Source organism: Kocuria rhizosphaerae (assembly GCF_044462265.1).
GTDB lineage: Bacteria > Actinomycetota > Actinomycetes > Actinomycetales > Micrococcaceae > Kocuria > Kocuria rhizosphaerae.
In genome coordinates, this window is record NZ_JBISWL010000145.1 from 1 (window position 1) to 26,408 (window position 26,408).

29 protein-coding genes are annotated in these 26,408 nt (G+C 70.4%); 22 read left to right on the forward strand and 7 right to left on the reverse strand.

All coding sequences use genetic code 11. From position 1 onward, the window contains the following. Positions 1 to 88: 88 nt before the first annotated feature. The 5 genes from ACH9EU_RS16920 to ACH9EU_RS16940 all read right to left on the reverse strand — a co-directional run bounded on the left by ACH9EU_RS16920 (position 89) and on the right by ACH9EU_RS16940 (position 6,443). Entirely contained in the window at positions 89 to 1,564 is a 1,476-nt protein-coding gene (locus tag ACH9EU_RS16920) for an amino acid permease (protein ID WP_396415069.1), read from the reverse strand. A gap of 92 nt (positions 1,565 to 1,656) precedes the next feature. Continuing rightward, a complete protein-coding gene (locus tag ACH9EU_RS16925; RefSeq protein WP_396415070.1) occupies positions 1,657 to 3,075 on the reverse strand; it encodes an NAD-dependent succinate-semialdehyde dehydrogenase in 1,419 nt (472 codons plus the stop codon). Between the two features lie 180 nt (positions 3,076 to 3,255). Then, positions 3,256 to 4,329 (reverse strand): beta-eliminating lyase-related protein, encoded by a 1,074-nt coding sequence (locus ACH9EU_RS16930; protein WP_396415071.1) that lies wholly within the window; start codon positions 4,327 to 4,329, stop codon positions 3,256 to 3,258. Between the two features lie 8 nt (positions 4,330 to 4,337). Next, positions 4,338 to 5,009 (reverse strand): SDR family NAD(P)-dependent oxidoreductase, encoded by a 672-nt coding sequence (locus ACH9EU_RS16935; RefSeq protein ID WP_396415072.1) that lies wholly within the window; start codon positions 5,007 to 5,009, stop codon positions 4,338 to 4,340. Between the two features lie 3 nt (positions 5,010 to 5,012). Beyond that, entirely contained in the window at positions 5,013 to 6,443 is a 1,431-nt protein-coding gene (locus ACH9EU_RS16940; RefSeq protein WP_396415073.1) for a DUF6421 family protein, read from the reverse strand. Between the two features lie 123 nt (positions 6,444 to 6,566). Between ACH9EU_RS16940 and ACH9EU_RS16945 the strand changes: the two genes are divergently transcribed. From ACH9EU_RS16945 to ACH9EU_RS16955, 3 genes are all read left to right on the forward strand, one after another. Beyond that, the gene (locus ACH9EU_RS16945) at positions 6,567 to 7,022 is read left to right on the forward strand and encodes an AsnC family transcriptional regulator (protein ID WP_396415074.1); all 456 of its coding nucleotides are present in this window, start codon (positions 6,567 to 6,569) and stop codon (positions 7,020 to 7,022) included. 262 nt (positions 7,023 to 7,284) lie between these two features. Further along, positions 7,285 to 7,482, forward strand: coding sequence for a helix-turn-helix domain-containing protein (locus ACH9EU_RS16950; protein WP_396415075.1), 198 nt, complete (start codon positions 7,285 to 7,287; stop codon positions 7,480 to 7,482). Then, complete coding sequence (locus ACH9EU_RS16955; protein WP_396415076.1) at positions 7,482 to 8,672, forward strand: HipA domain-containing protein; 1,191 nt, start codon at positions 7,482 to 7,484, stop codon at positions 8,670 to 8,672. The genes ACH9EU_RS16950 and ACH9EU_RS16955 overlap by 1 nt, the downstream gene beginning before the upstream one ends. Before the next feature lie 78 nt (positions 8,673 to 8,750). Here the strand turns inward: ACH9EU_RS16955 and ACH9EU_RS16960 are convergent, their stop codons facing one another. Continuing rightward, positions 8,751 to 9,230 carry an SRPBCC family protein gene (locus tag ACH9EU_RS16960; protein WP_396415077.1) on the reverse strand — a complete coding sequence of 160 codons (480 nt, stop codon included), beginning with the start codon at positions 9,228 to 9,230 and terminating at the stop codon, positions 8,751 to 8,753. Positions 9,231 to 9,437: 207 nt separating this feature from the next. Then, the gene (locus ACH9EU_RS16965; RefSeq protein ID WP_396415078.1) at positions 9,438 to 10,178 is read right to left on the reverse strand and encodes a maleylpyruvate isomerase family mycothiol-dependent enzyme; all 741 of its coding nucleotides are present in this window, start codon (positions 10,176 to 10,178) and stop codon (positions 9,438 to 9,440) included. 266 nt (positions 10,179 to 10,444) lie between these two features. Between ACH9EU_RS16965 and ACH9EU_RS16970 the strand changes: the two genes are divergently transcribed. From ACH9EU_RS16970 to ACH9EU_RS17060, 19 genes are all read left to right on the forward strand, one after another. Then, a complete protein-coding gene (locus ACH9EU_RS16970) occupies positions 10,445 to 10,810 on the forward strand; it encodes an SdpI family protein (protein WP_396415079.1) in 366 nt (121 codons plus the stop codon). Between the two features lie 259 nt (positions 10,811 to 11,069). Then, positions 11,070 to 12,044 carry an ABC transporter substrate-binding protein gene (locus ACH9EU_RS16975; RefSeq protein WP_396415080.1) on the forward strand — a complete coding sequence of 325 codons (975 nt, stop codon included), beginning with the start codon at positions 11,070 to 11,072 and terminating at the stop codon, positions 12,042 to 12,044. Positions 12,045 to 12,077: 33 nt separating this feature from the next. Further along, positions 12,078 to 12,869: an ABC transporter permease subunit gene (locus ACH9EU_RS16980; RefSeq protein ID WP_396415081.1), complete on the forward strand. Its 792-nt coding sequence runs from the start codon at positions 12,078 to 12,080 to the stop codon at positions 12,867 to 12,869. Next, on the forward strand, positions 12,869 to 13,771 hold the full coding sequence (locus ACH9EU_RS16985) for an ABC transporter permease subunit (protein WP_396415082.1): 903 nt from the start codon (positions 12,869 to 12,871) through the stop codon (positions 13,769 to 13,771). Before ACH9EU_RS16980 ends, ACH9EU_RS16985 begins: the two co-directional genes overlap by 1 nt. After that, positions 13,764 to 14,582, forward strand: coding sequence for an ATP-binding cassette domain-containing protein (locus ACH9EU_RS16990; RefSeq protein WP_396415083.1), 819 nt, complete (start codon positions 13,764 to 13,766; stop codon positions 14,580 to 14,582). Before ACH9EU_RS16985 ends, ACH9EU_RS16990 begins: the two co-directional genes overlap by 8 nt. Before the next feature lie 2 nt (positions 14,583 to 14,584). Beyond that, positions 14,585 to 15,370, forward strand: coding sequence for an aspartate dehydrogenase domain-containing protein (locus tag ACH9EU_RS16995; protein ID WP_396415138.1), 786 nt, complete (start codon positions 14,585 to 14,587; stop codon positions 15,368 to 15,370). A gap of 129 nt (positions 15,371 to 15,499) precedes the next feature. Continuing rightward, complete coding sequence (locus ACH9EU_RS17000) at positions 15,500 to 17,059, forward strand: aldehyde dehydrogenase (protein WP_396415084.1); 1,560 nt, start codon at positions 15,500 to 15,502, stop codon at positions 17,057 to 17,059. Next, the gene (locus tag ACH9EU_RS17005) at positions 17,056 to 17,424 is read left to right on the forward strand and encodes a Rid family hydrolase (protein WP_396415085.1); all 369 of its coding nucleotides are present in this window, start codon (positions 17,056 to 17,058) and stop codon (positions 17,422 to 17,424) included. The genes ACH9EU_RS17000 and ACH9EU_RS17005 overlap by 4 nt, the downstream gene beginning before the upstream one ends. 53 nt (positions 17,425 to 17,477) lie before the next feature. Then, positions 17,478 to 17,999: a cupin domain-containing protein gene (locus tag ACH9EU_RS17010; RefSeq protein ID WP_396415086.1), complete on the forward strand. Its 522-nt coding sequence runs from the start codon at positions 17,478 to 17,480 to the stop codon at positions 17,997 to 17,999. A 34-nt stretch (positions 18,000 to 18,033) separates the two neighbouring features. After that, positions 18,034 to 19,005, forward strand: coding sequence for a 2Fe-2S iron-sulfur cluster-binding protein (locus ACH9EU_RS17015; protein WP_396415087.1), 972 nt, complete (start codon positions 18,034 to 18,036; stop codon positions 19,003 to 19,005). 29 nt (positions 19,006 to 19,034) lie between these two features. Further along, the gene (locus tag ACH9EU_RS17020; RefSeq protein WP_396415088.1) at positions 19,035 to 20,015 is read left to right on the forward strand and encodes a VOC family protein; all 981 of its coding nucleotides are present in this window, start codon (positions 19,035 to 19,037) and stop codon (positions 20,013 to 20,015) included. Beyond that, positions 20,012 to 20,830, forward strand: coding sequence for an alpha/beta fold hydrolase (locus tag ACH9EU_RS17025; RefSeq protein WP_396415089.1), 819 nt, complete (start codon positions 20,012 to 20,014; stop codon positions 20,828 to 20,830). The genes ACH9EU_RS17020 and ACH9EU_RS17025 overlap by 4 nt, the downstream gene beginning before the upstream one ends. Next, positions 20,827 to 21,573 (forward strand): SDR family oxidoreductase, encoded by a 747-nt coding sequence (locus ACH9EU_RS17030; protein ID WP_396415090.1) that lies wholly within the window; start codon positions 20,827 to 20,829, stop codon positions 21,571 to 21,573. The genes ACH9EU_RS17025 and ACH9EU_RS17030 overlap by 4 nt, the downstream gene beginning before the upstream one ends. An 85-nt stretch (positions 21,574 to 21,658) precedes the next feature. Further along, a complete protein-coding gene (locus ACH9EU_RS17035; protein WP_396415091.1) occupies positions 21,659 to 22,447 on the forward strand; it encodes an SDR family oxidoreductase in 789 nt (262 codons plus the stop codon). Beyond that, the gene (locus ACH9EU_RS17040) at positions 22,440 to 24,146 is read left to right on the forward strand and encodes a thiamine pyrophosphate-binding protein (protein WP_396415092.1); all 1,707 of its coding nucleotides are present in this window, start codon (positions 22,440 to 22,442) and stop codon (positions 24,144 to 24,146) included. Before ACH9EU_RS17035 ends, ACH9EU_RS17040 begins: the two co-directional genes overlap by 8 nt. 1 nt (position 24,147) lies before the next feature. Beyond that, the gene (locus tag ACH9EU_RS17045; protein WP_396415093.1) at positions 24,148 to 24,756 is read left to right on the forward strand and encodes an alpha/beta fold hydrolase; all 609 of its coding nucleotides are present in this window, start codon (positions 24,148 to 24,150) and stop codon (positions 24,754 to 24,756) included. A gap of 10 nt (positions 24,757 to 24,766) precedes the next feature. After that, a complete protein-coding gene (locus ACH9EU_RS17050; protein ID WP_396415094.1) occupies positions 24,767 to 24,985 on the forward strand; it encodes a recombinase-like helix-turn-helix domain-containing protein in 219 nt (72 codons plus the stop codon). Next, the gene (locus ACH9EU_RS17055) at positions 24,982 to 26,064 is read left to right on the forward strand and encodes a Rieske 2Fe-2S domain-containing protein (RefSeq protein WP_396415095.1); all 1,083 of its coding nucleotides are present in this window, start codon (positions 24,982 to 24,984) and stop codon (positions 26,062 to 26,064) included. Before ACH9EU_RS17050 ends, ACH9EU_RS17055 begins: the two co-directional genes overlap by 4 nt. Continuing rightward, on the forward strand, positions 26,061 to 26,405 hold the full coding sequence (locus ACH9EU_RS17060) for a hypothetical protein (protein WP_396415096.1): 345 nt from the start codon (positions 26,061 to 26,063) through the stop codon (positions 26,403 to 26,405). Before ACH9EU_RS17055 ends, ACH9EU_RS17060 begins: the two co-directional genes overlap by 4 nt. Positions 26,406 to 26,408 lie beyond the last annotated feature (3 nt).

The window sequence follows — 26,408 nt, forward strand, 5'->3', positions numbered from 1 at the left end:
TTCGCGCCCCTGCCGCCGGGCGGCCTCGCGGTGGCCGCCCGGCGTCCCGGGGTGAGCGTGGCCGGGTGCGGAACCCGGTCGGCCCGCCTCAGACGCGTGAGAGGTCCGCGTCCTCGTAGCGGACCATGCGGCTGCCCGTCACGATCCGGTGTCCGGCCCACAGGGCCAGGAAGATCGGCAGGCCGATGTAGGCGGACAGGGCGGCCAGCAGGTCCATGTCCCCGACGAACGCCTGGTAGTTCTGCCCCAGGATCACCACGGCGCACAGCGCCAGGGCGATCATCGGTCCGAGCGGGTAGAGCCCGGCGCGGTAGGGGAGGTCGGCCAGGTCGTGCCCCTGGGCCGTGTACGCCCGGCGGAACCGGTAGTGGCTCCAGGCGATGCCCATCCACACGATGAACCCGGCGAGCCCGGAGGCGCTGACCAGCCAGACGTAGGCGGCGCCGTCGCCGATCAACGTGGTGAGGAAGCAGGCGGCGCCGACCGTGGTGGTGGCCAGCAGCGCGTTCATGGGCACGCCCCGGCGGTCGACCTTCGCCAGGAAGCGCGGGGCCTTGCCGCTCTCGGCCAGGGCCCAGAGCATGCGGGTGGAGGCGTAGAGCCCGGAGTTGCCGGCGGAGAGGATCGCCGTGAGGATCACCGCGTTCATCACCGAGGCCGCGGCCAGGACCCCGGCGTTCTCGAAGACCAGGGTGAACGGGGAGATGGAGATGTCCTCGACGCCGCTGCCCAGGAGGTGCGGGCTGGTGTAGGGGATGAGGAAGCCGATCACGGTGATGGCGCCCACGTAGAAGAGCAGGATGCGCACGAACACGGTGCGGATCGCCCGCGGCACGGTCTTCTCCGGGTTCTCGGCCTCACCGGCGGCGACGCCGACGAGTTCGGTGCCCTGGAAGGAGAAGCCCGCCACCATGAAGATCGCCAGGATCCCGGCCCCGCCGCCGACGAAGGGCGCCTCCCCGGTGGTCCAGTTCTCGAAGCCGGGGGACTCCCCGCCGAGGATGCCGACGATCATCAGGATGCCGAGCACCAGGAAGAGCACGATGGTGACGACCTTCACCAGCGAGAACCAGAACTCGCTCTCGCCGTAGGCGCGGGTGCTCAGCGCGTTGAGCGCGAACAGGATGGCCAGGAACAGCCCCGACCAGATCCAGGAGGGGGCGTCGGGGAACCAGTAGCGCATGATCAGGGCGGCGGCCACGAGTTCGGCGGCCACGGTGATCGCCCAGTTGTACCAGTAGTTCCAGCCGATGGCGAAGCCGAAGGACGGGCTGACGAAGCGGGTCGAGTACTCCTCGAACGCGCCGGAGACGGGCAGGTAGGTGGCCATCTCGCCCAGGCTCTGCATGAGCAGGAAGACCATGAAGCCGATGGCCACGTAGGCCAGCAGCGCGCCCCCCGGTCCGGCGGTGGCGATCGTGTTGCCGGAGGCCACGAACAGGCCGGTGCCGATGGCGCCGCCCATCGCGATCATGGTCAGGTGCCGGGGCTTGAGGGTGCGCCGGAGCCCGTGCTGGGCCTCAGGGGTGGGCAGGTCGGCTCTGGTCGGTGCGATGGTAGCCATGGGTACCTTTCCTAGGAGGTGGCGGGTCTGCACGCTGGGAGGAGGCCGGGCGGGCCGCCGTGTGGGGGGGTCTTACCCCGCTCCGGCTTGGCTCAGTCGTTGACGTAGAGCAGGCGCTTGTTGACGAACTCGTCCATGCCCAGGGGGCCGAGTTCGCGGCCGTAGCCGGAGCGCTTGACCCCGCCGAAGGGCATCTCGGCGCCCTCGGCCTCGGCGGCGTTGACGTTGGCCATGCCGGCCTCCAGGCCCTCGGCGATCCGCCGGGCCCGGTCGGGGTCGGTGCTGAACACGGCCCCGCCGAGCCCGTAGGGGGTGTCGTTGGCCAGGGCGAGGGCCTCCTCGTCGGTGTGCACCCGGTAGACCACGGCCACGGGGCCGAACAGTTCCTGGTGGTGGGCGGCCATCTCCGGGGTGATCCCGGTGAGCACGGCCGGGGCCAGGTAGGCCCCGGGACCCTCGTCCAGGGTTCCGCCGGTGTGCAGGGTGGCCCCGGCGGCCACGGCGGCCTGGATCTGGGCGGCCAGTGTCTCGGCCGCGGCACGGGAGGACATCGGGGCGTAGGTGCCCGGGGCGCAGGCGGCCGGATTCCCGGGCGTCAGGCTGCGGGCCCGGCGGGCGAGCTCGGCCACGAATTCGTCGTAGATGTCGTCGGTGACGATCATCCGCTTGTTGGAGTTGCAGGACTGCCCGGTGTTGGCCATCCGGGTGGTGAAGGCGGCCCGGGCGGACTCCTGCACGTCGTCGGTGTCGAGCACGATGTAGGGGTCGGAGCCGCCCAGTTCCAGGACGACCTTCTTCAGGTGGCGTCCGGCGATCTCGGCGACCTTCGCCCCGGCCCGCTCGGAGCCGGTCAGGGACACCCCCTGGATCCGGGGGTCGGCGATGATGTCCGCGACCTGGGCGTGGGAGACGAAGACATTGACGTAGGCCCCGGCCGGGACCCCGGCCTCGTCCATGAGGCCCTGGAGGGCCAGGGCGGCCCGGGGGCAGGACTCGGCGTGCTTGAGCACGATGGTGTTGCCCAGGACCAGGTTGGGGGCGGCGAAGCGGGCGACCTGGTAGTAGGGGAAGTTCCAGGGCATGATGCCCAGCAGCACCCCGACGGGGCGTTTCTGGATCACCGCCCGGCCCCCACCGGAGGCGGTGATGGGCTGGTCGGCGGCCAGGGCCGGGCCCTGGTCGGCGAAGTAGCCGAAGATCTCCGCGCAGAAGGCCACCTCGTCGCGGGCCTCGGCGATGGGCTTGCCCATCTCCTCGGTGATGATCGCGGCCAGCTCCTCGGCCCGTTCCGCGAACAGGGCTCCGACGCGGGCGGCGACGGCCGCCCGCTCCTCGATGGGCACCTCCCGCCAGGACCGGTAGGCGGCGTCGGCGGCGGAGAGGGCCTCCTGGACCTGGGCGTCGGAGGCCGTGGGGTACTCGGCCACGATCTCGCCCGTGGCGGGGTTGGTCGAGCGGTAGGCGGGAGGGTCGGTGGCCGGCCGGGTGGGCAGGGACGGTGCAGCAGTCACGGTGGTTCTCCTTCGTAGATGTGGACGGGCTCGTGCCGGGAGCCGTGGTGGTGATGAGCCGCGGCGGGTGGGTGGACGAAGGGCAAGAGCGCGCGCGGTCAGCCGGTGAGCTCGATCAGGGCCCTGCCCCGACCGGGCTCGCCGTCGTCGGCCGGACGACCGAACTCTCGCTCGCGGAGGTCAGGTCACCGGGGCGAGCTCGGACCGCATGGCCGCCAGGAACGCGTCGACGTCCTCGGCGGTCGTGTCGAAACTGCACACCCAGCGGACCTCACCCTTCGCGGAGTCCCAGTCGTAGAACCGGAACCGCTGACGGAGGCGGTCCGCGACACCGCCGGGCAGGGCGGCGAAGACGGCGTTCACCTGGGTCTCCTGCGTGAAGGTGACGTCTTCCATCGAACCGTCGGCGATGCCCGCTTCGATGCCCTCGCGCAGGCGCCGGGCCATCGCATTCGCATGGCCGGCAGTGCGCAGGTACAGGTCCCCGTCCAGGAGCGCCAGCAGCTGGGCGGAGACGAATCTCATCTTCGACGCCAGCTGCATCTGGTGCTTGCGCAGATAGACCAGGCCCTCCGAGGCGGCGTCGTTCAGGACCACCACCGCCTCGGCACCGAGGGCCCCGTTCTTGGTCCCGCCCAGGGAGAGCACGTCGACGCCGGCGTCGGTGGTGAAGGCGCGCAGGGGCAGGCCCAGAGCGGCCGCCGCGTTCGAGAGCCGGGCCCCGTCCAGGTAGACGGACATGCCGTTCGCGTGGGCGTAGTCGGCAAGGGCACGAATCTCCCCCGGCCTGTAGAGGGTGCCGAGTTCGGTGGACTGGGTGATGTGGACGACGAGGGGTTGGGCGCGGTGCTCGTCGCCCCAGCCCCATGCCTCCGCGGCGATCAGTTCCGGCGTGAGCTTGCCGTTGCCCGCAGGGACGGGGAGGAGCTTGATGCCCGCGGACTTCTCGGGCGCGCCGCCCTCGTCGACATGGATGTGCGCCGTGTCCGCGCAGATCACGGCGCCCCAGCGCGGGAGCATCGACTGCAGTCCGACGACGTTGGCGCCCGTGCCGTTGAACACCGGCCACACCGAAGCGCCCCGGCCGAAGTGCTGCACGATCACGTCCTGCAGACGTGCCGTGTACTCGTCCTCCCCGTACGCGGTCTGATGGCCACCGTTCGCCTCGGCCAGCGCGTCCAGGACCTCCGGGTGGACCCCGGAGTAGTTGTCCGAGGCGAATCCCCGCAGCTGCGCGTCATGGAATCTCTTCATGAGGGGCCTCATCCTTCCTGCTGGAGGTCGAGAATCGAGTCGTTGAGGTCGGAGGCTTCGGCATCCCACAGCCGCGTGTAGGCAGCCCCGAGCCGGTCCTCCAGGCCGGCCAGGGACTTCACCCGGAAGATCACGGCCGCGGCGCGCAGCGGTTCGCCGGCGTCGCGGGCGGCCTTCGCATATCCCTGGGCCACCGCCCGGGTCCAGGCCTCGCTCGCCGCCTTGACGGCGGCGTAGTTGGCGCCACCCGCCAGCGGGCGGTCGACGGCGGTCGAGGAGACGATGGCCAGCCGGCCCGCGGGCGAGGCCCGCAGGTCGTCGTCGAAGGCGCGGCTCAGGTGCCGCAGCGCGGTGAAGGGGGCTTCCAGCGCGCGGTAGTCCTCCTCCGTCTGGCCTGCGAGCCCACCGCCGCCGCGCCAGCCGCCGACGAGGTGGAGGAGGCCGTCGATCGACAGACCGTCGCCGCGCAGCCTCCGGCCGAGTTCGACCACGGCGGACTCGTCCGCGAGGTCCAGGGTTTCCACGCGGGCCCCCAGCGCTGCCAGGGGAGCGAGCTTCTCCGCGCTGCGGCCCGTGGCGACGACGCGCGCCCCGGCCGCGGTCAGAGCACGCGTCGCCGCCAGACCGGAGGCGCTGGTGGCGCCCGCGATCAGCACGGTGCGGCCGGTCAGATCGGTCATGGCTCAGTCCTCCGTGGCACGGATGCCGGTGGTCGATGCGATGACGCTCTTCATCTTCTGGTGGAGCGCTTCGAAGAACATGGAGAGCGGGAACTCATCATCCATCACCAGGTCCGTATACCCCCTCGGCGGCCCGGCCAGCACCTCAGCCGGGAGCCCCTCCGCCCAGACCGACGCGGGGTGGGGGGTGACGACGGAGGCGACGAGCTCGTACGCCTTGAGCCAGTGCGCCGTCTTCGGCCGGTCGATCGACTCCCAGTACAGCTGGTCGATGGCATCGCCGAGCTCGACCACCGAGTCGGCGACCCGGTCCCAGTCGAAGCTGAGCTCGACGTCGCGCCATTCCAGGACGCGCTGCTGATGGAGCCATGCGAACAGCAGCTGCCCGCCCAGCCCGTCGTAGTTGCGGACGCGCGAACCGGTGATGGCGAAACGGAAGATCCGGTCGAAGATCACGGCGTACTGCACGAGTCTCCCGTGCCGGCAGGTCTGCTCCTCGAGCTCGGTGAGCACGTCGCCGGCCGCCTTGCGCGCCTCGAGCGCACGCTCGATCCTGACCGATTCACGGAACGCCGTCAGGTCGCAGCGCAGTTCCTCCAGGGAGTACAGGAAGAACGGCATCCGCTGCTTGATCATGAACGGATCGAACGGCAGGTCGCCTCGCATGTGCGTGCGGTCGTGAATGATGTCCCACATCACGAAGGTCTTCTCGGCGAGGTCCTGGTCGGCGAGAAGTGCGGCAGCTTCGTCGGGCAGGTGCAGCTTCGTGATCTCGGCGGCCGCGGCGACCACGCGGCGGTAGCGCGCCGCCTCGCGGTCCTGGAAGATGGCGCCCCAGGTGAACGGCGGGACCTCCCGCACGGCGACCGTCTCGGGGAACAGCACCGCCGAGTTCGAGTCGTATCCCGGAGTGAAGTCGACCAGCCGCAGGGACACGAACGCCGTGTTGCCGTAGTTCCCGGCCTCGAGCTCGGCGATGAACTCCGGCCAGATCGCCTCGACGATCAGAGCCTCGACATGCCGGTTCGCCGAACCGTTCTGGGTGTACATCGGGAACACGACGAGGTGCCGGATGCCGTCGACCCGGTGCTGCTGAGGCTGGAACTCGACGAGGGAGTCGAGGAAGTCCGGCTCCCTGAAGCCGCTGTCCGCCCAGCGCGCGAAGTCGCCGGGCAGGGCCGCCAGGTACGCGGAGTCGTGCGGGAACAGCGGAGCGAGTTCCGCGATCGATGCCACGATCACCCCGACATGCGCGCGCGCCGCCGGGTGATCGGCGGGCTCGGGGATCGAACCGTCCTTGACCTGCAGAGCCTGCAGAGCTGTGGCCGCCGACTTGAGCCGGAGCCAGGCAGCGCTGGACTCCACGGCGCGGGCGTCCTCGACGACCTCAGGTTCGCCGATGATGGTCTGCGCCGTCTGCAGTGTCGTGGACATTAAAACCCTCCCGCCATGGTATCTACGTAAATTTTATGGTGATCGTGCTGATGCACAGGAAGATTTACACGACACTGGGGGTCTGTCAAGCCCTCGGCGGGGCCAGCTGATAGCCTTCGGCCCATGACCGACCCTGTGGACGTACGGCTGGCAACGGAGGTTTCCCATGACGCGCGCGCCACTCTCGCCCAGCTCTCCGAACGGGTCGGCCTCTCCACGTCGGCCGTGCAGGCACGGCTGCGGAAGCTCGAGAGCAGCGGTGTGATCGTCGGATACCAGGCGATTCTCGACCCCGAGGCCATCGGCAAGCCGCTGGCGGCGTTCATCGAGATCACGCCGCTCGATCCGCGTCAGCCGGACAACGCCCCCGAACTCCTGGAGCCGCTCACGGCGATCGAGGCCTGCCACTCGGTGGCCGGCGACTCCGCGTACATGCTGTTCGTCAGGGTCGGCTCGCCGAAGGAGCTCGAGGAACTGGTCAACACGGTCCGCCATACGGCGTCGGTCAACACCCGCACGACCGTGGTGCTGCAGAGCTTCTACGAGCATCGGCCGATGCTTCCCGCCACTGAGGCCTGAGGCGCAGGTCGGCGCCCCTGTCCGAGGCCGGGGTCACCCCCGCTCTTGGAGTCGATGTGGCCGGGGCCGGCGCGAGCAACCGCCGAGCCCTGTGACTCCGTGTCTGAGTGAACCGGCACGATCGTGCCGCTTCTGTCTCTTGCGGTACCTTCAGGGGTCACCAGGAACGGAAGCGGCAATATATTGCCGATTGTCGCTCTTCTCGACCACAATGAGGTGGAATCGGAGAACATCGGCAGGATCCTGCCGCATGAGGAGGGCCATGAACGACGTCGAGTCGGTGGGCCGGGAGATTCGTACTGCCCGCAAGGCGGCTGGGCTGACCCAGAAGGACCTGGCCGACCTGGCCGGCATCTCCGAGCGCACGGTCCGGGCGATCGAGACCGGCACCGGCAATCCCGCGCTGGCCGCCGTGGCCGCCGCGGCCGGCGTGCTCGGCCTGCGCCTGGTGGCCCAGTGATGGCCGACCTGCACCGGCTGCGGTTCGTGGCCGTGGCCGACGTCTACAAGGCCGGCCGGCTGGCCGGACGGCTCGAGCGGACCTCGGACGCGGGCACGGCCTTCACCTACGACCAGGCCTACCGGGCCGCCGGTCACCCGCCGGTGGCCGTCACGCTGCCCCTGAGTGCAGACCCTGTCATCGTCCCCTCGGGCGGGGTGCCGCCGTTCTTCGCCGGGCTGCTGCCCGAGGGCCACCGCCTGACCGTCCTGAAGAACGCGGTCAAGACCAGCCTGGACGACGAACTCTCGCTGCTGCTCGCCGTCGGCGCCGACGCCCCCGGGGACGTCCAGGTCGTTCCCGCCGGCGAGCTGCCGGTCGAGCCCGAGCCCCTGGTCGATTCCGCAAGGGCGCAGGAGCTGGACTTCACGGTGCTGGCGGAAGCGGTGGACCTGCACGCCCTGCCGGGGGTGCAGGACAAGGCCAGTGCTTCCATGCTCACCGCGCCCCTGGCCACCCGGGGCAGCCGGCTGATCCTGAAGCTGGATCCGCCCCGGCATCCGCACCTTGTCGAGAACGAGGCCTTGCACCTGGCCGCGGCCAAGGGTCTGAGGATCCCGGTGGCCCGGGGAGCCGTCGTCGTCGACCGTCACGGGCGGTCCGGTCTGCTGGTGGAGCGCTTCGACCGGGTCCGCGACGGAGAGGACTGGGTGCGGCTGCCACTGGAGGACGCCGCCCAGGTCATGGGACTGTCCCCGGCCGCCAAGTACAACGTGGCTTCCGAGGACGTGGTGCAGGCCCTGGCCGCCGTGTGCAAGGCCCCGGTGGTCGCGGTGCGGAACCTGTACCTGCAGTTCGTCTTCGCCTGGCTGACCGGCAATGGTGACCTGCACGCCAAGAACGTCTCCGTCCTGGGCGGCCGGCACAGCGGGTTCGTCGTCGCGCCGGTCTACGACGTGCCCTGCACCCTGTTGTACGACGACGACAGCATGGCCCTGCCGGTGGACGGGAAGGTGAAGAACCTGCGGGCACGGCACTGGGCCGCCTTCGCCCGGGCGATCGGGCTGCCGGAACGCGCCGCCCTGGCAGCCAATGCCCTCGCCCTGAAGGCGGCCTCGGCCGTGGACCTGACGGCACTGCCGTTCGAAGGCTCCCCGCTGACGCGCACGGAGCGGGAACTGCGCCACCGCCGCGGCCGGCTCGAGGTGTGATGCCTGCAGCTCTACGAGACTGTCAGCGGTCGGTGAGACTTCCTGGTCGGTGGCGCGTTCGTCGGGCTCCAGGGTGGTTCAGCGCTGGCTCCCTGACGCGGTGGCCTCCTTGTCGGTGGCGGCCAGCATGTCCGTGAAGGTCGCCTTCAGCATCTTGTCGATCAGCGGGCCCGTGATCCGGCCGAGCGGGCCGCCCCGGGGCACATACCGGTAGTCGAACGCGACCAACGTCCCGCCGTCGGCGGGCTCGAGCGTGAGCGTGGACTCGGCCTGCTTGAACGGCACCGACCAGTTCGGCTTGTTCTGAGTGTCGATCCTGCGACCCTCGTCCCACGTGGTGACGGTCTCTTCCATGCTGCCGACCGGCTTCAACTCGACGCGGCGGCGAGCGCCCACACCGCCGGTCCGGTCGCCGATGGCTCTCGTGGCCCTGAGGCCGTTCCAATGGTCCGCGAGATTCGGGAAGTCGGCGTACAGGTCCCACACGGAACCCGGGGATGCAGACATTCGACGTTGCACCGCGATGTGACGTGCGGACATGACAACCACTCCAAGCATTCAGCCGGCGGCAGGGCAATGCGGTATCCCCGTCTCCAGGGTCCCATAAGGCGGCGGGACGACGTCATGGGCCGGACGGAGAAGTACGGGCTCTTCGTCCTGGTACGAGGTAGTCCCGAGGTAGTCCCGAGGTAGTCCCGAGGGGGTCCCGGGCTGACCGCTGGAGGCAGCCGGCCGGTGGTCCCTCCGTGGGGGCAGCCCGGTGGTTCAGGTCGCCGCGCTCAGACGACGGCGCAATTCGGTGACGGCACTGCTGTCCGCAGAGCCCTCCGGAAGAGGGCCGCGTCCCCACAGCCACAGGATGACGTCGTCGGCGCCGCCGGTGACCCTGCCGGCCGGTGAGGCGCAGCGCTCCCGCGTGACCCGGGCCGCCGGCGGCTCAAGGGTGACGCACCAGGCCTTCCCGTCGCTCTCCACGGACACGGCGGCGCCGTTGGCGGCGTCGTCCGGCCCCCCTCGCCCGAGCATCACCGTCAGGACCTCGTCGATCCCGTCGACCGCCAGCTCCGCATCGATCGGGGTGGGCGTCCCCAGAGCTGCTTCGAGGTCGTAGCGGTGGATCGCGGTCTCGTGGGCGAGGCGGCGGATCCAGAAGCCCACCGTCTGGTCCTCCGCCACCCAGGACTCCGCAGGGTCGGCCGGTTCGTGCTCGTCGAACTGTTCGGTGAGCCGCTCGTAGCCGAGGGCGAGCAGGTCGGCCACGTCCATGCGCCGCAGCTCCTCCGGCAGCCACTGTCCCCGTGGGTTCCTGCCGGTCCGCACGGTCTCGGCCTTCCGCAGGTAGAGCAGGGCGGTGTGGCGCACCAGCTCTGCACCGTCCCAGCCGGGACAGGCGGGAACGGCGGCGGTGCGGGCCGGACCCGCCAGTTCTCGCATGCGTGCGTGGTCCCCGGCCATCAACTCCCGGTATCGGGGGAGGGGCAGGGCGTAGGGGTAGGTCGCGGTCATCCAGCGATTATAGGAAGGCGCCGTGGGTCGCACGTCTGCTCCGGGCTGCGGCTGAACCAGAACGCGCGGCGTCCATCCGAGGGGAGCGAGGAGGTCGAGCGGCTCCGACGCTCGACCCGAGAGTCGCAGGCGCTCGACGCGACCCCGGGGCGTCGCCCGGAGCCTCCCGGACGCGTCGTCGCCCGAGACCCATACTTGGGCCANCCAGGGCGACGACGGGTCCTGGTTCCCCCACCGGTGCCCGCCCCGGGAGACGAGGTGAGCAGATGACCGCCGTGATCGTGCGGGGCGTGCTGATGATCATGGTGCCGGTCGCGGTGTACCTCGTGGTGTCCGCGGCCGCCACCGGGAGGCTGCCCCGGAACAGATGGGTGGGCTTGCGCACCACCGCCAGCCTCTCCTCGGAGATGGCATGGCGTGCCGGGCATCAGGTGGCGTTGCGCAGGCTCCGGTGGTCCGTGGTCGCCGGGGTCGCGGGAGGGGGGCTCATCTTCGGGAACCTGTTGCTCTCCGACGACGACAGCGCGGGGCTCCTCCCTCTGGGGCTGCTGATCATGATGCTCGTGACGATCTTCCAGGCGGCCGGCCGGGGCATCCGGGCGGCGGAGATGGTCGCCGCAGCCCAGCGCTGAGCGCCCTGTCATCGGCTCCCGGCAGCCGATGCGCTCGAGCGGTCCGGGTTCCGGGGAAGGTGGCCCACCGCAGCGTGGGCTGCTGGTCGGGGCGTTCGTCGGGACTCATCGTCCACCCCGAACCCGCCTGGGCGCCAATACCACGATGCTAAAATTTGGGTCAACCCCTTGATCTTGTGCGCCCCATCACGCAGACTCGCTGAGTACAAAGTATCTTAGTGCCAAGGTATCTACCCGGCACTCTGACCAAGGAGTACAGATGGAATTGTCTCGATCTGCCGCTGTCGTGCTGGCTGTGGGTGCTGCCCTGTCCGTGACCGCCTGTGGGGGCGGCGGGGGCGTGTCCGCCTCCGCGAGCGACGGCGAGCTGGAGAAGACCGAGGTCACGGTGGGGGCCTTGCCGCTGGCCGACTACGCAGCCGTCTACTGGGCCAAGGAGCAGGGCTTCTTCGAGGACGAGGGCCTGACGGTCACGCTCGAACCCCTCCAGGGCGGGAGCATCGGTGCCCAGCGGGTCGCCTCGGGGGAGCTGGACTTCAGCTTCTCGAACACGATCTCCACCGCTCTGGCCACCCAGTCCGGAATGCCGATCAAGACGGTGGCGCTGACCAGTGCCCTGGGGGACGACACCCTGTCCGTGTACGTGAAGCCGGATTCTCCGATCCGGTCCATGGAGGATCTCGACGGCAAGAACATCGGCATCAACACCACCAACAACATCGGTGACGTGACCTTCCGTGCCCTGGCCGCCAGCGAGGGGGTGGATGTCGAGCCGACGTTCGTGGAGGTGCCCTTCAACGAGATGCTCGCCGGCGTGGAGGCCGGCTCGATCGATGCCGGCTACGCCCCGGAGCCCTTCGCCTCCGCGGCCGAGGAGGCCGGGATGCGCGAAGTCGTGGACCTGTCCAGCGGCCCCAACGCCGGTCTGGCCGTCTCCAACTTCGTGACCAGCGACTCCTTCATCAACGAGAACCCCGACACCACCGACGCCTTCATCCGGGCCGTGTACGCCGCCGGCGCGGACATCGAGGCGAACAAGGACGAGTTCAGGACGTGGCTGCCGGAGATCGCCAACGTCCCCGCGGAGACCGCCTCCTCCATGGCCCTGCCCACGTTCCTCGAGGAGACCGACGTGGACGAGATCCAGAAGGTCGCCGAGATGATGATCGACCAGGGCATCCTCGAGGAAGGCTACGACGCGGCGGAGCACACCTATGTCCCCGCGGAGTCCTGAGCACGGTCCTGCAGAGCAGCCGAAGGAAATCCTGTGAAACTTACGCACGAACCACTGAGCCGCCGGCAGAACGTGCTGTACGGCGCCGTCGGGGTCCTCGGAACGGCCGCCGTCGCAGAGCTGATCCTGCGCAGCGGGCTGATCGACACGCCGGGGCTGCCGGTGCCCAGCGGGGTCCTCGAAGGCGTCGGGTCTCTTCTGGCGGACACGACGTTCTGGAACGAGTTGCTCTTCACGCTCGGGGAATGGATGCTCGCCCTGCTGATGGCTGTCGTCGTCGGGGTCGTGGTGGGGGCGCTGATGGGTGCCTTCCGCCCGGTCTTCACCGCTCTGGAGATCCCCGTGGAGGTCTTCCGCGTCCTTCCGTCGATCGCCGTGGGGCCGATCCTCGTGATCATGCTGGGCTCCGGCGTGCTGCCGCTGTCCGTGACGATCGCGCTGTCCTGCGTGTGGCCCATCCTCCTCAACACCATGTACGGGGTCCGCGCCACCGACGTCACGGCGGTGCAGACGGCTCGGACGTTCGGCAAGGGGCCGTTGGAGATCGTCCGTCAGATCAAGATCCCCAGTGCGCTGCCCTTCGCCTTCACGGGGATCCGCACCGCGGCCTCCATCGGACTCATCGTCGCGGTCAGCGCCGAACTGCTGATCGGCAACGGCCGGGGCATCGGGGGATACATCCTGCTCAACAGCACCAACGCCTCGAACCTGAACCTCGTGTACGCCGCGACCCTGGTCGCGGGCATCCTCGGCGTGCTCGTGAACGCTCTCCTGTCCATGGTCGACCACAAGTTCTTTGCCTGGAAGAAGGGGCTCGCGCAGTGATGACCACGACCACCCAGTCCTCTGTGACACCCACAGCCGCCCTGCGGAGCCGCACGCACCGCGAGGAGCGCGCCCGCGGCCGCCGCTCGACCTCCGTTCCGGCCGGCGATCAGTACCGATCCCGGCTCCGCCCTTTCCTGCGGCAGCTGGCCCTCCGGCTGATCGTTCCCGTGCTCCTGCTCGCCGCCTGGTGGGCGGCCTCGCAGTCCGCGGTGGCGGGAATGGTCGTGGCCGACCCGGCGAGCTCGTTCGGCCGGTTCGTCGAGGAGTTCGTGGTGGGTTCCTCCACCGCGGAGCACCTGCTGCCCAGCGTGGGCCGCGCCCTCAGCGGGCTCCTCCTGGCCGTGGTCGCCGGCGTGCTGATCGGTGTCCTGCTGGGCAGCTCCAGGATCCTGGCCGCCCTCTTCCAGCCCCTGGTGCACCTGGGGCGCTCGCTGCCCAGCGCGGCGCTGATCGGGGTCTTCTTCTTCGTCTTCGGGATCGGGGACTACCCCAAGATCTTCCTGATCGCCTTCACGGTCGTGTGGCCCATCCTGCTCAACACCATGGACGGTGTGTCCTCGATCGGCGAGGTCCGCAGCCAGGCCGCCCGCGTCTTCCGCATCCCGGCCCGGGACGTGTTCACCCACATCGTGCTTCCGGGGGCCGCGCCCAAGATCTTCGCGGGCGTGCGCACCTCCATGTCCCTGGCGCTCATCATCATGATCATCTCCGAGCTGCAGAAGTCGGACAACGGCCTCGGCTACCAGCTCGTCTCGTACCAGCGGATCTTCGACTTCGAGGGCTTCTGGTCCGTCCTCATCGTCCTGGCCATCGTCGGCGTCCTGTTCAACGTCGTCTTCACCACCATCGAACGCCGCATCCTGGCGTGGCACCGAGGAGCAACTGCCCAAAATGACTGACACCCTGAACACCCAGTACGCAGAAGGACAGGCCCCGGAGCTCGTGCTCGAGCACGTCTCCCGTTCCTACGGGCAGAACCTGGCCGTCCGCGACATCACCGCCGGCGTCCCGGCCCACAAGGTCAGTGTCATCGTGGGCCCGTCCGGGTGCGGCAAGTCCACCCTGCTGAGGATGATCAGCGGACTGGACCTGCCCACCAGCGGGGTGGTCACCTTCGAGGGCCAGAAGGTCACCGGTGTCCCCGAAGGCCTGGCCATGGTCTTCCAGGACTACTCACGATCCCTCTACCCGTGGATGCGGGTGGACAAGAACGTGGCGTTCCCCCTGCGCCACCTGCCCCGGCAGGAGCGCGACCGGCGAGTGCGTGAGTCCATCGACGCCGTGGGGCTGAGCGGCCGGGAGAAGCTGTATCCCTGGCAGATGTCCGGCGGCATGCAGCAGCGCGTGGCGATCGCCCGGGCGCTGGCCTCCCAGCCGAAGCTGCTGCTCATGGACGAGCCCTACGCGTCGGTGGACGCCCAGACCCGCGCCGAGCTCGAAGACCTGCTGCTGGAGATCCAGGCCGAGCTGGGCATCACCGTGCTGGTGGTCACCCACGACATCGACGAGAGCGTGTACCTGGCCGACCACATCATCGTCCTGTCCAAGCCTCCGAGCGTGGTGGCGGAGACCATCGAGGTCGACCTGCCCCGGCCCCGGGACCAGATCACGACCAAGAACGACCCCCGGTTCGTGGAGCTGCGCACGCACGTCACCCGCCTGCTGCGCGGCGTGGAGGAGCCGGCGGCGACCGCACGGAGCACGGCTTGACCGTGCCGGCGCAGACGGCGGGCCGGGACCGGGTCCGGGTGGGCGTGGTCGGCTTCGGGGCCTTGGGCCGCGGCGTGGTCGACCGGCTGTGGCACGGGGTGGTTCCACGGGCCGAGCTCGTCGGTGTGGTCAACCGCAGTCCCGTCTCGGGGTCGCCGGTGCCGCGATGGAGCCTGGCGCAGGCGGTGGAGTCCTGCGACCTCCTGATCGAGTGCGCGGGCCAGGACGCCGTCCGCGAGACGCTGGAGGCCGTGGCAGGGCTGGAGCGCACCGTGGTGGTGACCTCGGTGGGGGCCCTGCTGGATCCGGAGCTGCGGGACCGGCGCGGGAGCGCCGAGCGGGTCGTGCCGACCCATGGCGCGATCGGCGGGCTGGACATCCTGCAGTCCGCGGCCCTGGCCCATCCCTTCGACCGCGTTCAGGTCAGCTCGAGCAAGCTCCCGGCATCGGTGCTGCGCCCGTGGATGAGCCCGCGCCGGCAGGAGGCCATCAGGCAGTGCGCGGAACCCGTGCTCGTCTTCGAGGGCGGAGTGGACGAGGCGGCCCGGCTCTTCCCCGCCTCGCTCAATGTGGCGGCCGCGGTGGCGCTGGCCGTGCAGGACCCGGACGTCGTGGAGGTCCGGCTGTGGGCCGACCCCGGGGCCGTTCGTACGGTGCACCGCATCGTGGCGAGCGGACCCGTGGGCGACTACGACGTGCGGTGCGAGAACGTCCCCAGCGCGGACAATCCCCGCTCGAGCGCAGTGGTGGTGCACTCGGTGCTGCGCACGGTGAGCACCCTGGTCTGAGCCCCACGAGACTCCCAAATATTTTTAGGCTAAGACTCTTGCGCTGAAACATCTTATAGCTCAGAGTCTTGTATAGAAGATGAACTCGACGACGAAGGCGGCAACGCAGTGAACACTCCAACAGGGGCGGTGGCACTCTCCGAAGAGGGTCTGGGGCAGTTCAGCCCGGTCCCGGAGCGCGGGGGCGTGACGGTGACCGGCGAGCTGCTGCGCGACGAGATCTGCGTGGCCGGCCGGTGGCGCACCGGGACCGGGGCTCGCATCGACAGCGTCGACCCGTCCAACGGGCAGATCTTCGCGACGCTGCGGGGAGCCACGGTGGCGGACGTGGAGGAAGCCGTGACCACCGCGGCCCTCCGGGTCCAGGACTCCGGATGGGCGGAGCTGATGCCCCACGAGCGGGCCCGGGTGCTCCACCGCATCGGTGAGCTGATCGAGGCCAGTGCCGGACGCATCTCCCGGCTGCAGACCCTCGACACCGGCAAGACCCTGGCCGAGACGGAGGCCCTGGCGCGCAGCGCCGCGGGCACCTTCCGCTTCATGGCCGCCGCGCTGGAGACCATGCAGGACGTCCTGACGCCCCCTCGCGGCCCGTACCTCACGGTGGCGACCTACGAGCCCATGGGCGTGGTGGGGGCCGTCACCCCGTGGAACTCGCCCATCGCCAGCGACGCGCAGAAGATCGCCCCGGCCCTGGCCGCCGGCAACGCCGTGGTGGTCAAGCCCCCCGTGTGGGCGCCGTGGGTCACGCTGTTCCTGGCGCGGCTGTGCGAGGAGGCCGGCCTGCCCGAGGGGCTGCTCTCCGTCCTCCCGGGACCCGGCCGCACGGTGGGGGAGGCGCTCGTCGCCCATCCGCTGATCCGCAAGGTCTCCTTCACCGGGGGCACGAGCACGGGGCGGCACCTGGCCCACGTCGCGGCGGAGAAGCTCATGCCCATCACGCTCGAGCTCGGGGGGAAGTCCCCGACCATGGTCTTCCCGGACGCCGATCTGGACCAGGCCCTGGCCGGCGTCCTGTACGGCATCTTCTCCTCCAGCGGCCAGAGCTGCGTCGCCGGGTCCCGTGTCTTCGTGCACCGCTCCGTGTACACCGAGTTCGTGGGCCGGCTGGTCTCCGCCGCCCGGCAGCTGCGGGTGGGGCCGGGGGAGGACCCCGCCACCCAGGTGGCCCCGATGATCACCCACGAGCACCGGGACCAGGTGGCCGCCGTGGTCGAGGCGGCGCGCGCCGCAGGCGCCACCGTCCTGTGCGGCGGCACGGCGCCGGAGGACCCCGAGCTGAGGGCGGGCGCCTACTACCTGCCCACCGTCATCACCGGCGTGCGGAACACCGACCCGATCTGCCAGGAGGAGATCTTCGGACCCGTGGCCGTCGTCCTCCCGTTCGACGACGAGGACGAGCTGGTCGAGCAGGCCAACGACACGGTCTACGGGCTCGCCTGCGGCATCTGGACGAGCGACTTCCCCACCGCCTGGCGGACGGCGAAGCGGGTCCAGGCCGGGACCGTGTGGATCAACACCTACAAGCAGTTCAGCATCTCGACCCCCTTCAGCGGGGTCAAGGACAGCGGTCTGGGCACGGAGAAGGGGCGGGACGGCATCCGCTCCTACATGCACCAGAAGAGCATCTACGTCGACACCTCCGGCACCCCGCTGCCGTGGGCCGGCGCACGGAAGGACCAGCCATGAACCCGCACCCCTACAGCCCCGCCTACCTCGCCGGCGGTTTCGGCTTCGTCTCCGGCGCCCTGTCGGTGGACGAGGACGGGCGGGCCGTCAGCGGCCGCCTCGAGGCCGTGGAAGCGGCCACCGCCCGGCTGGCCGAGCGCCTGCAGACCGTGGGCCTGGACCTGACCCACGTGGTCAAGACCACCTATTTCGTCACGGACGTGAGCCTGCGAGAAGAAGCCAACCGGCACTACGAGCTGGCCTACTCCGATCCCCGCCCGGCCCGGTCCTTCGTCGAGGTCGCCGCCCTGCCCTACGGGGCGACGGTCGAGATCGAGGCCGTCGCCCACCAAGACCCGGCGCGCAGCATCCCCTCCGGATCCTGACCCGCCACCGTGCGGATCCTCCCGATCCGCGACCACCCAGAAAGGCAACGACCATGACCGAGCAGCAGACCAAGAACGACGTCGACCTCGATGCCCTGATCGACTCCTGCATCGCCTCCCGCGAGAGCCGCCTCGAGGACTGGAACGCCCTGGGCTTCCAGGCCGAGGCCGGCGGCGACCGTTTCCGCCGGGCCCAGATCCGGTACATCGGCTCGGGCGCCACCGGCAACCACGACACCGACCAGCGCATCCTCCCGGCCGAGCACTTCACGCTCTCCAACATGCGCCTCCCGGCCGGTGCCGTGGGCCCCGAGCACACCCACCACGACGTGGAGGAGGTCTTCTTCGTCCTCGAGGGCGAGCTGGAAGTGGCGGTGCACGACGTCGAGGACGGCACCAAGAAGGCCGTCCGCCGCCTGGGCTACCGCGACCTGATCCGGGTTCCCGCCGGCGTGCCCCGCAGCCTGGCGAACGTGGGCGAGACCGATGCTCTGTTCGCCGTGATCATCGGCACGCAGAAGCCCCAGCTGCCGACCTACCCGCCGACCTCCGAGATGTACGGCGTCACCCGCTGATCCCGGACCACTGACAGGGAACGGAGCCACCACCATGGAGAACACCATCACGGACGAGTCCGTACGGCGCGTGCTGCGCGTGCACCAGAAGTCCTGGGAGGCGGAGGGCATCACCAGCATCACGCTGGTGGATCCCTCCGGCAGGTCCCTGCCGACGTGGCAGCCGGGGGCGCACCTGTCCCTGCACCTGCCCAACGGTCTCGTCCGCGAGTACTCCCTGTGCTCCGACCCGCAGGACACCCGGACGTGGACCGTGGCCGTGCTCAGGACCGCGGACTCCCGCGGCGGCAGCTCGCACATCCACGACCAGCTCCCCGTGGGCGCCCTGGTCGAGGTGGAAGGCCCTCGCAACGCCTTCCACCTCGACGAGGGGTCCACGTACTACCTGATCGCCGGCGGCATCGGCGTCACCCCGATCATCTCCATGGTCCGGGCCCTGCAGGCGCGCGGCGCGGACTGGTCCGTGCTCTACACCGGCCGCTCCCGGGCGGGCATGGCCTTCCTCGAGGAGTTCGCGACGCTGCCCCGGGAGCGGGTCCACATCCACATCAACGACGAGGAGGGGTGCCTGGCCGACATCCCCGGCCTGGTCCGGGCCCAGGACCCCCGCACGCTGGTCTACTGCTGCGGGCCGGGCCCGCTGATGGACGCGGTGTCGGAGGCGATCGAGGACCCCACCAGGCTGCGCCTGGAGCGGTTCAAGGCGCCGACCCCCGTCGTGGACCCCGACGCGGTGGAGAGCGGCTTCGAGGTGGTCGTCCAGAGCTCCGGTCAGCAGATCCCGGTGGGTCCGGAGGAGTCCGTGCTGGAGGCCCTCGAAGAGGCCGGCGTCGAGGTGGCCAAGTCCTGCACCGAAGGCATCTGCGGCACCTGTGAGACCCGGGTCCTGTGCGGCGAGGTGGACCACCGCGACTTCCTGCTGAGCCCCGAAGAGCACGAAGCCCAGGGAACCATGATGATCTGCGTCTCGCGCAGCCGGTCCCCGCAGCTCGTCCTCGACCTCTGACGACCACCCCACCCGAAAGGCAGGATCACATGCTGTATGCGGAAAACCCGGTGTGCAGGCTGCGCGGACTGCGCTCCGTCACCCTGGGCACGCCCGACCCGAGCATCTCCAAGGACTTCTACACCGAGGTGTGGGGACTCTCCGCCGTGGACGAGGACACCGACCGTTTCTGGTTGCGCGGCACCGGCGAGGAGCACCACATCCTCAAGCTGGAGAGCGCCCCCCGGAACGCCATGGGCGGGGTCACCTTCGCCGTCGACACCCCCCGCGACGTCGACGACGCCGCCCGCTCGCTGGAGGCCCTCGGCATCCCGCTGCTGCGCGAGCCCGGGGTCCACGACGAGGCCTCCGGCGGCTACAGCCTGGCGCTGGTCGACCCGGAGGGCCGGGCCGTGGAACTGTCCGCCAACGTCCACGCCGTCGTCAACCACGAGCCCGCGGGACGCCGGGCGCTGCCCCGGAAGCTGGCGCACGTGGTGCTCAACACCGTCGACATCGACCGGGCCACCGACTTCTACACCCAGGTCCTGGGCATGCGCGTCTCCGACTGGTCCGAGCACCAGATGGCCTTCCTGCGGTGCAACTCCGAGCACCACGTCATCGCCTTCAACCAGGCGCCGTGGACGTCCATCAACCACGTGGCCTACGAGATGCCCTCGATCGACCACTTCATGCGCGGGATCGGCAACCTCAAGGTCCACGGCATCGAACCCCAGTGGGGTCCGGGCCGGCACGGTCCCGGGGACAACACCTTCTCCTACTTCACCGACCCCGGGCAGCTGGTGTGCGAGTACACCTCCGAGGTCATCCAGGTGGACGAGGACGCGTGGATGTGCCGGACGTGGAAGCGCACGCCGGAGCTCTCCGACCAGTGGCGCACCGCCGGCCCGCCCACCACCACGGTGCGCAGTGCCATGGCCGGGATCGAGGACAGCGGGTTCCGCCACCTGGTCGAGCCCGCGCGGGAGGACTACTTCCTGAGCGGCGCGTCCCTGAGCGGTGTGTCGTGACCGCCGCCGGGACCGCCGTGCGCGGCCAGCGCCGCTGGATCAGCAGCGTGGGAGTCTCCGTGATCTCCTACCCCGCGGCCCGTGCCACCGGCACGCCCGTGCTGATGCTCCACGGGATCGGAGGCAGTGCCGAGTCCTGCTCGGCGGCCGCGCACGAACTGAGCAGCCACGGCCACCCGGCCTACAGCTGGGACGCCCCCGGGTACGGCGAGTCCGCCGACCTCCCCGAGGACGCCGACCACGCCGCGACCGTTATCGCCGTCCTGGACCGGCTCGGCCTCGAGAAGGTGCACCTGTTCGGCACGTCCTGGGGCGGGGTCGTCGCCGCCCAGGTCGCCGACCGGGTCCCGCACCGGGTCGCCTCCCTGATCCTGGCCGACAGCACCCGCGGCTCCGGGACGGACCCTCAGGCGGCCGCCGCCATGCTGGCCCGCAGCACGGAACTGGCAGAGCTCGGACCCCGGGAGTTCGCCGGCCGGCGGGCCCCGAGGCTGGTGGCCCCGCAGTGCCCCCCGGCGGTCGGCACCGCGGTGTTCGAGCAGATGACCCAGGTGCGGCTGAGCGGCTACACCGCCGCGGCACGGATGATGGCGGCCACGGACAACACCGAGCTGCTGACCCGGCTCACGGTCCCCACCCTCGTCCTGGTGGGGGAGCTCGACGTCGTCACCGGCGTCGCGGAGTCCGAGCGGCTGGCCGCCCTGGTGCCGGGCGCCCGGCTCACCGTCGTGCCCGGTGCCGGTCACTGCGCCGTCACCGAACGGCCGGCGGCCGTGGCAGGTGCCCTGCGCGAGTTCTGGGCGGAGACACCGTGACCGCCCGGGTGGCCGTGGTCACCGGGGCAGCCCGGGGCCTCGGCCGGGAGATCGCCCAGCGGCTGGCCCAGGACGGCGACCACGTGGTGATCGCCGACCTGCGGGCCGACCTCGCCGAGTGCACCGCCACCGAGCTGCGCAACGACGGCCTCGAGGTCACCGCCGTGGCCACGGACATCACCGACACCGCCTCCGTGCGGGCACTGGCGGAGACCGTCGCCGGGCTCGGCGGGGTCGACGTCCTGGTCAACAACGCCGCCCTCGCCGACGGGGTCGGCGGGGACACCTTCTGGGAGCTCGACGAGAAGGCCTACCTGGACGTCATGACGGTCAACACCTACGGGACCTGGCTGGCCTGCAAGCACCTGGTGCCCCAGATGCTCGAGAAGCGCTCCGGCGCGGTGGTGAACATGGCATCGGACGCCGCCTTCTACGGCTCGCCGAGGCTCGTCCACTACGTGGGATCCAAGGGGTCCGTGCTGGCCATGACCCGCAGCATGGCCCGCGACGCGGGCCCGTTCGGTGTGCGCGTCAACGCGGTGGCACCGGGCCTGGTCCGTGTCGAGGCCACCGAGGGCGTCCCCGACTCGCGCTACGAGCTCTACCGGAACCAGCGCGTCCTCCCGCGTGACCAGACCCCCTCGGACGTCTCCGGGGCGGTGTCGTTCCTGCTCTCGCAGGACGCGGCCTACCTGACCGGCCAGACCCTGGTGGTCGACGGCGGCTTCGTCATGACGACATGACCGGCACCTGACCCGAACCCCGTCAGACAGACCCACCCAGCCCTCGGCAGCACGCCGGAGCAACGAACAAGGAGAGTGAACACAGATGGACCTTCGTCTTCGCGGACGGACCGTCATGGTCACCGGGGCCAGCTCCGGGGTCGGTCTGGCGACGGTGCGCCACCTCGTCGAGGAGGGCGCCCGCGTCGTGGCCTGCGCCCGCGACCTCGAGCGCCTGGAACGGGCGACCGGGGACATCGACGGCGTCGAGCCCGGGCAGCTCCACCTCGTGAGCTGCGACGTGACCGACCGGGATCAGGTGGAACGCATGGTCTCCGAGGCCGTCGAGGTCATGGGCGGGATCGACGGGCTGGTCTGCAACGCGGGCCGCTCCCTGATGGCACCGCTGTCGGAGACGACCGACGAGCAGGTGCGGGAGGAGATCGAGCTCAAGATCTTCGGGGCGTGGAACGTCATCCGCGCGGCACTGCCGGCCCTGGCCGCCTCGGACGCCGCCTCGGTGGTGGTGATCAACGCGATCCTCGCCAAACAGCCCGAGACCCGGCTGGCGGTCACCTCGGCGGCGCGGGCGTCCCTGCTCAACCTCACCAAGACCCTGTCCGTCGAGCTCGCGGCCGAGGGCGTGCGCGTCAACTCGGTGTGCCTGGGCCTCATCGACACGGGTCAGTGGCGGCGCCGCTTCGAGGCGGCCGGCACGGAGCTGGGCTACGAGCAGTGGAGCGCCCGGATCGCCGCGGAGCGCGGGATCTCCCTGGGGCGCTTCGGGGCGGCCGACGAGGTCGCCTTCCCCATCGTGTCCCTGCTGTCCCCGCGCAGCAGCTACACCACCGGCATTTCACTCGACATCGGAGGAGGGGTGGCGCGTCATGTCTGACACCACCACGGCAACACAGGGCGGCGTCTCGACGGTCGACCAGCCCGCACCCGCCCGGCGTACCGGCGGCGACGTGCTCGTCGAGGTCATGCGCCGGCACGGCATCGACACGGCCTTCGGGGTCATCAGCATCCACAACCTGCCGCTGGTCGAGGCCGTCGCCCGTGACCTGCGCTTCGTGGAGGTCCGTCACGAGGCGGCCGCCGTCAACGCCGCCGACGCCTACGCGCGGGCCACCGGCGGCATCGGCGTGGCGCTGACCAGCACCGGCACCGGCGCCGGCAACGCGGCCGGGGCCATGGTCGAGGCGCTCACCGCGGGAAGCCGGGTGCTGCACGTGACGGGACAGATCGAGAGCGAGTTCCTCGGCAGCAACCGCGGCGTCATCCACGAGGTGCCCCGGCAGCTGCAGATGCTGGAGGCCGTCTCCTCCTACGCGGCGACCGTTCTCGAGCGGGACCGGGTCGAGGAGGAGCTCGAGCGCGCCGTCGAGCACATCCTGCAGGCCCCCCACGGACCCGCCAGCGTGGAGTGGCCCACCGACCTGCAGTACCTGGCGAGCCCGGAGAACCAGCTCTCGTTCGAGCCCCGCCCCCGGCGGCTGGAGCCGGTGGACGAGAGCGCCCTGGAGGAGGCCGTCCACCTGCTGCGTGCCGCGCAACGCCCCCTCATCTGGGTCGGCGGCGGGGCGGCCGGTGCCGGCGAGCCGCTGGAGGAGCTCCTGCGCCTCGTGCACGGGGGCCTGCTCACCAGCAACTCCGGGCGGGGGATCGTCCCCGAGGACCACTCGCAGGTGATCGGCAACTTCGCCTCCGACCCCGGCGTGCGGGACCTGCTGGCCGACGCCGACCTGCTGCTCAGCGTCGGCACCCACTTCCGGTCCAACGAGACGAAGAGCTACCATCTGCAGCTGCCCACCCCTCACGTCCAGATCGACATCGACCCGGCCGCGCTGGGCAGGGTCCACCCCGCGGACGTCGCGATCCAGGGCGACGCGTACCTGGTGCTCAACGCCCTGGTCGAGCGGCTGGACGGCACCGCCGCCGGCCCCGGGTGGCGGACCCGGGTGCGCGAGACCCGCGACAAGGTCCGGGAGGACCTCTTCGCCTACATCGGGGGCTACGCCGACATCTGCCGGGGCATCCGGGAGGTGCTGCCCCGGGAGTCCGTCGTCGCCCGCGACGTCACCATCCCGTCCAGCCAGTGGGGCAACCGTCTGCTGGAGTTCTACCGGCGGGAGAGCAACATCTTCCCGGTCGGCGGCGGCATCGGCCAGGGCCTGGCCATGGGCATCGGCGCGTCCCTGGGGCGCCCGGACGTCCCCACCCTGGTGATGGCCGGGGACGGCGGCCTGGCCGTGCACCTGGGCGAGCTGGCCTCCCTCGCCGGAGCCCGCCCCTGGTGCACGGTGGTCGTCTTCAACGACGGCGGCTACGGGGTGCTGCGCAACATGCAGGCGGCCAACGGCTTCGAGCGCCACGGAGTGGACCTGTTCACCCCCAACTTCGGCGCACTGGCGCACTCCCTGGACCTGCCCCACTGGCTCGTCAAGGACTCCGTCTGTTTCGCCGACGCCCTCCGCGAGGCGGTCGGGACCAGGGGCCCCGCGATCATCGAGGTCGACGTGGAGTCGCTGAACCCGCCTCCCGGACCCTTCGTCCCCCCGGTGCACATTCCCCGCGACACGGAAGAGGCATGACATGGACCACTCCGCAGCACTGATCGACGAGCTCTCCGGCGAGGACACGGCCGGAAACCGGCTCCGCGACCTCGTCCTGTGCCTGGACGGGACCCCCGGACAGGGCTCCCAGTTCCTGGACCAGACCGGCTTCCTCCGGGCGGGCTACTGGGCCCCCGCGACCGCCGGCTACGACATCCACGACCGCGCCGGCGTGGAGCAGTGGGTGGAGAACGCCGCGGCGCACATCCGCGCCGAGGGCATCGCCCCGCTGCACGCCCTCGTCGCCGGCGACGTGGCCTACGGGGCGCTGCTGCTGGGGGCCCGCCACCCGGAGCTGCTGACCAGCCTGGTGATCTCCGATCCCCTGGTGGACGAGAACGACGAGCAGTACTGGGACACCCTGCGGGACGTGCACGTGCCCACCCTCGTCATCGCCTCCGCCCCGGAGCCGGACACGGACATCACCAAGCCCCAGACCGTGGCCGGGGGCGTGGACAACGGGGTGTTCGTCATCATCGACGGAACCTCAGCTCCCGCCCACCGGACCCGTCCCGCCTCGTTCAACGAGTGGGCGTCCTCATTCATGACCATCGCCGAAGGGCTCCGCGCCCTCCACCCCGCCGAGTAGGAGAACAGCCATGACCTCCCCATACCTGGAGAAGAACCAGACCCACCCGCACCCGATGACCCCCTACGAGACGAAACTGGCCGGTTCCGTCATGGAGGTCTTCGGACGCGGTGTCCACGACCTGCACGGACTGGTCGAGGGACTGAACAACATGGGGCTGCACGCCCCGGACGGCGGGCCCTGGACCGAGGAGAACTTCCGTTCCGAGATGCGACGACTGGGAGCATGATCATGCCCGACACCATCAACGTCAAGAAGACCCGCAAGCCCAAGAACGTCGTCGGCACCCGCCGGGTGCTCGACGCCGAGGAGATCGCCGCCACCGGCCTGCGGGACCGCTGGTACCCCATCTACCCGTCCCGCTTCGTCCAGGGCGGCGACATGGTCCGGGTCAAGCGCCTGGACGTGAACTGGCTGCTCTTCCGTGACGCGCAGGGGCAGGTCCACATGATCGAGGACCGGTGCCCGCACCGCAGCGCGCCGCTCTCGGTGGGCCAGCACCTGGGCGACCGTGTGGCCTGCATGTACCACGGCGTCCAGGTCAACGGCGCCGGCAGGGTCGTCTCCGTGCCCGGTATGCCCGGCTGCGCGCTCGAGGGCAAGCAGGCCGTTCCCTCGCTGAAGGTCGTCGAAGCGGCCGACACGATCTTCGCGTTCGTCCCGCTGACGGAGGACTCCGAGCCCACCGAGTTCACGCTCCCCGATCGGCTCGATGACCCGGAGGTCTCCTGGTTCTCGAACTACGCGGAGTGGGCCGGGCCGTGGCGCTTCTACATGGACAACGTCCTCGACCCCATGCACGGCGCCTTCCTCCACCGCGACTCGCACTCCATGTTCGGCGGGGATACCTCCGCCCGGTTCCGCATCCGGGAGACCGACCGCGGGTTCTTCTTCGAGAAGACCGATCAGCGCGGCGTGAACTTCGACTGGGTCGAGTTCTGCCGCGAGGCCATGGATTACGTCGACCTGGAGATCCCCTACGCGCCCAACGCCGGCCCGGGCGGGGTGTTCGGCATCGTCGGGATGTCGACCCCGATCGACAAGGACAACTCGGCGATCTTCCACTGGCGGACCCGTCGCGTCACCGGCTGGGAGCGTGAGGTCTGGCGCTTCCTCTACCGCGTGCGTCTGGAGGCCAACCACTGGAACGTTCTGGAGCAGGACCGTGCCGTCCTCGAGGTCCTGGCCGCGGACGCCGACGTCGACGAGCACCTCTACCAGCACGACCTCGGCGTCGCCCGGATCCGTCGGATGTACCGCGCGGACGCGCAGAAGCAGGCCCAGTCAATGGTCGGGGCCGACCAGTGACCGAGACCTCGGGGGAGGGCACCATGATGCTCACGGTGTTCCTGCGCCACGACCAGTCGCAGAACCTGGAGCAGCTGCAGGGGAAGCTGGACGGCAGCGACTGGTGGCACGGTTTTCCCCCCGAGGGCTGCGAGATCGTGTCCTGGGTGGTCGCCATGGGCGTCGGCCAGATCGTGACCCTGCGACTGCCGGCGGAGGACCTCCACCGGGTCAACGTGGAACTGGAGCGCCGCGCGTGGGGTGTCTTCAGCACGGAGTTCTACCCGACGTACGACTTCCTGCCGGTGCGCGAGAGGCTGGCCCGGGAGTCGGACGAGCGGCGAGCGGTCGTGGCCCGGTGACAC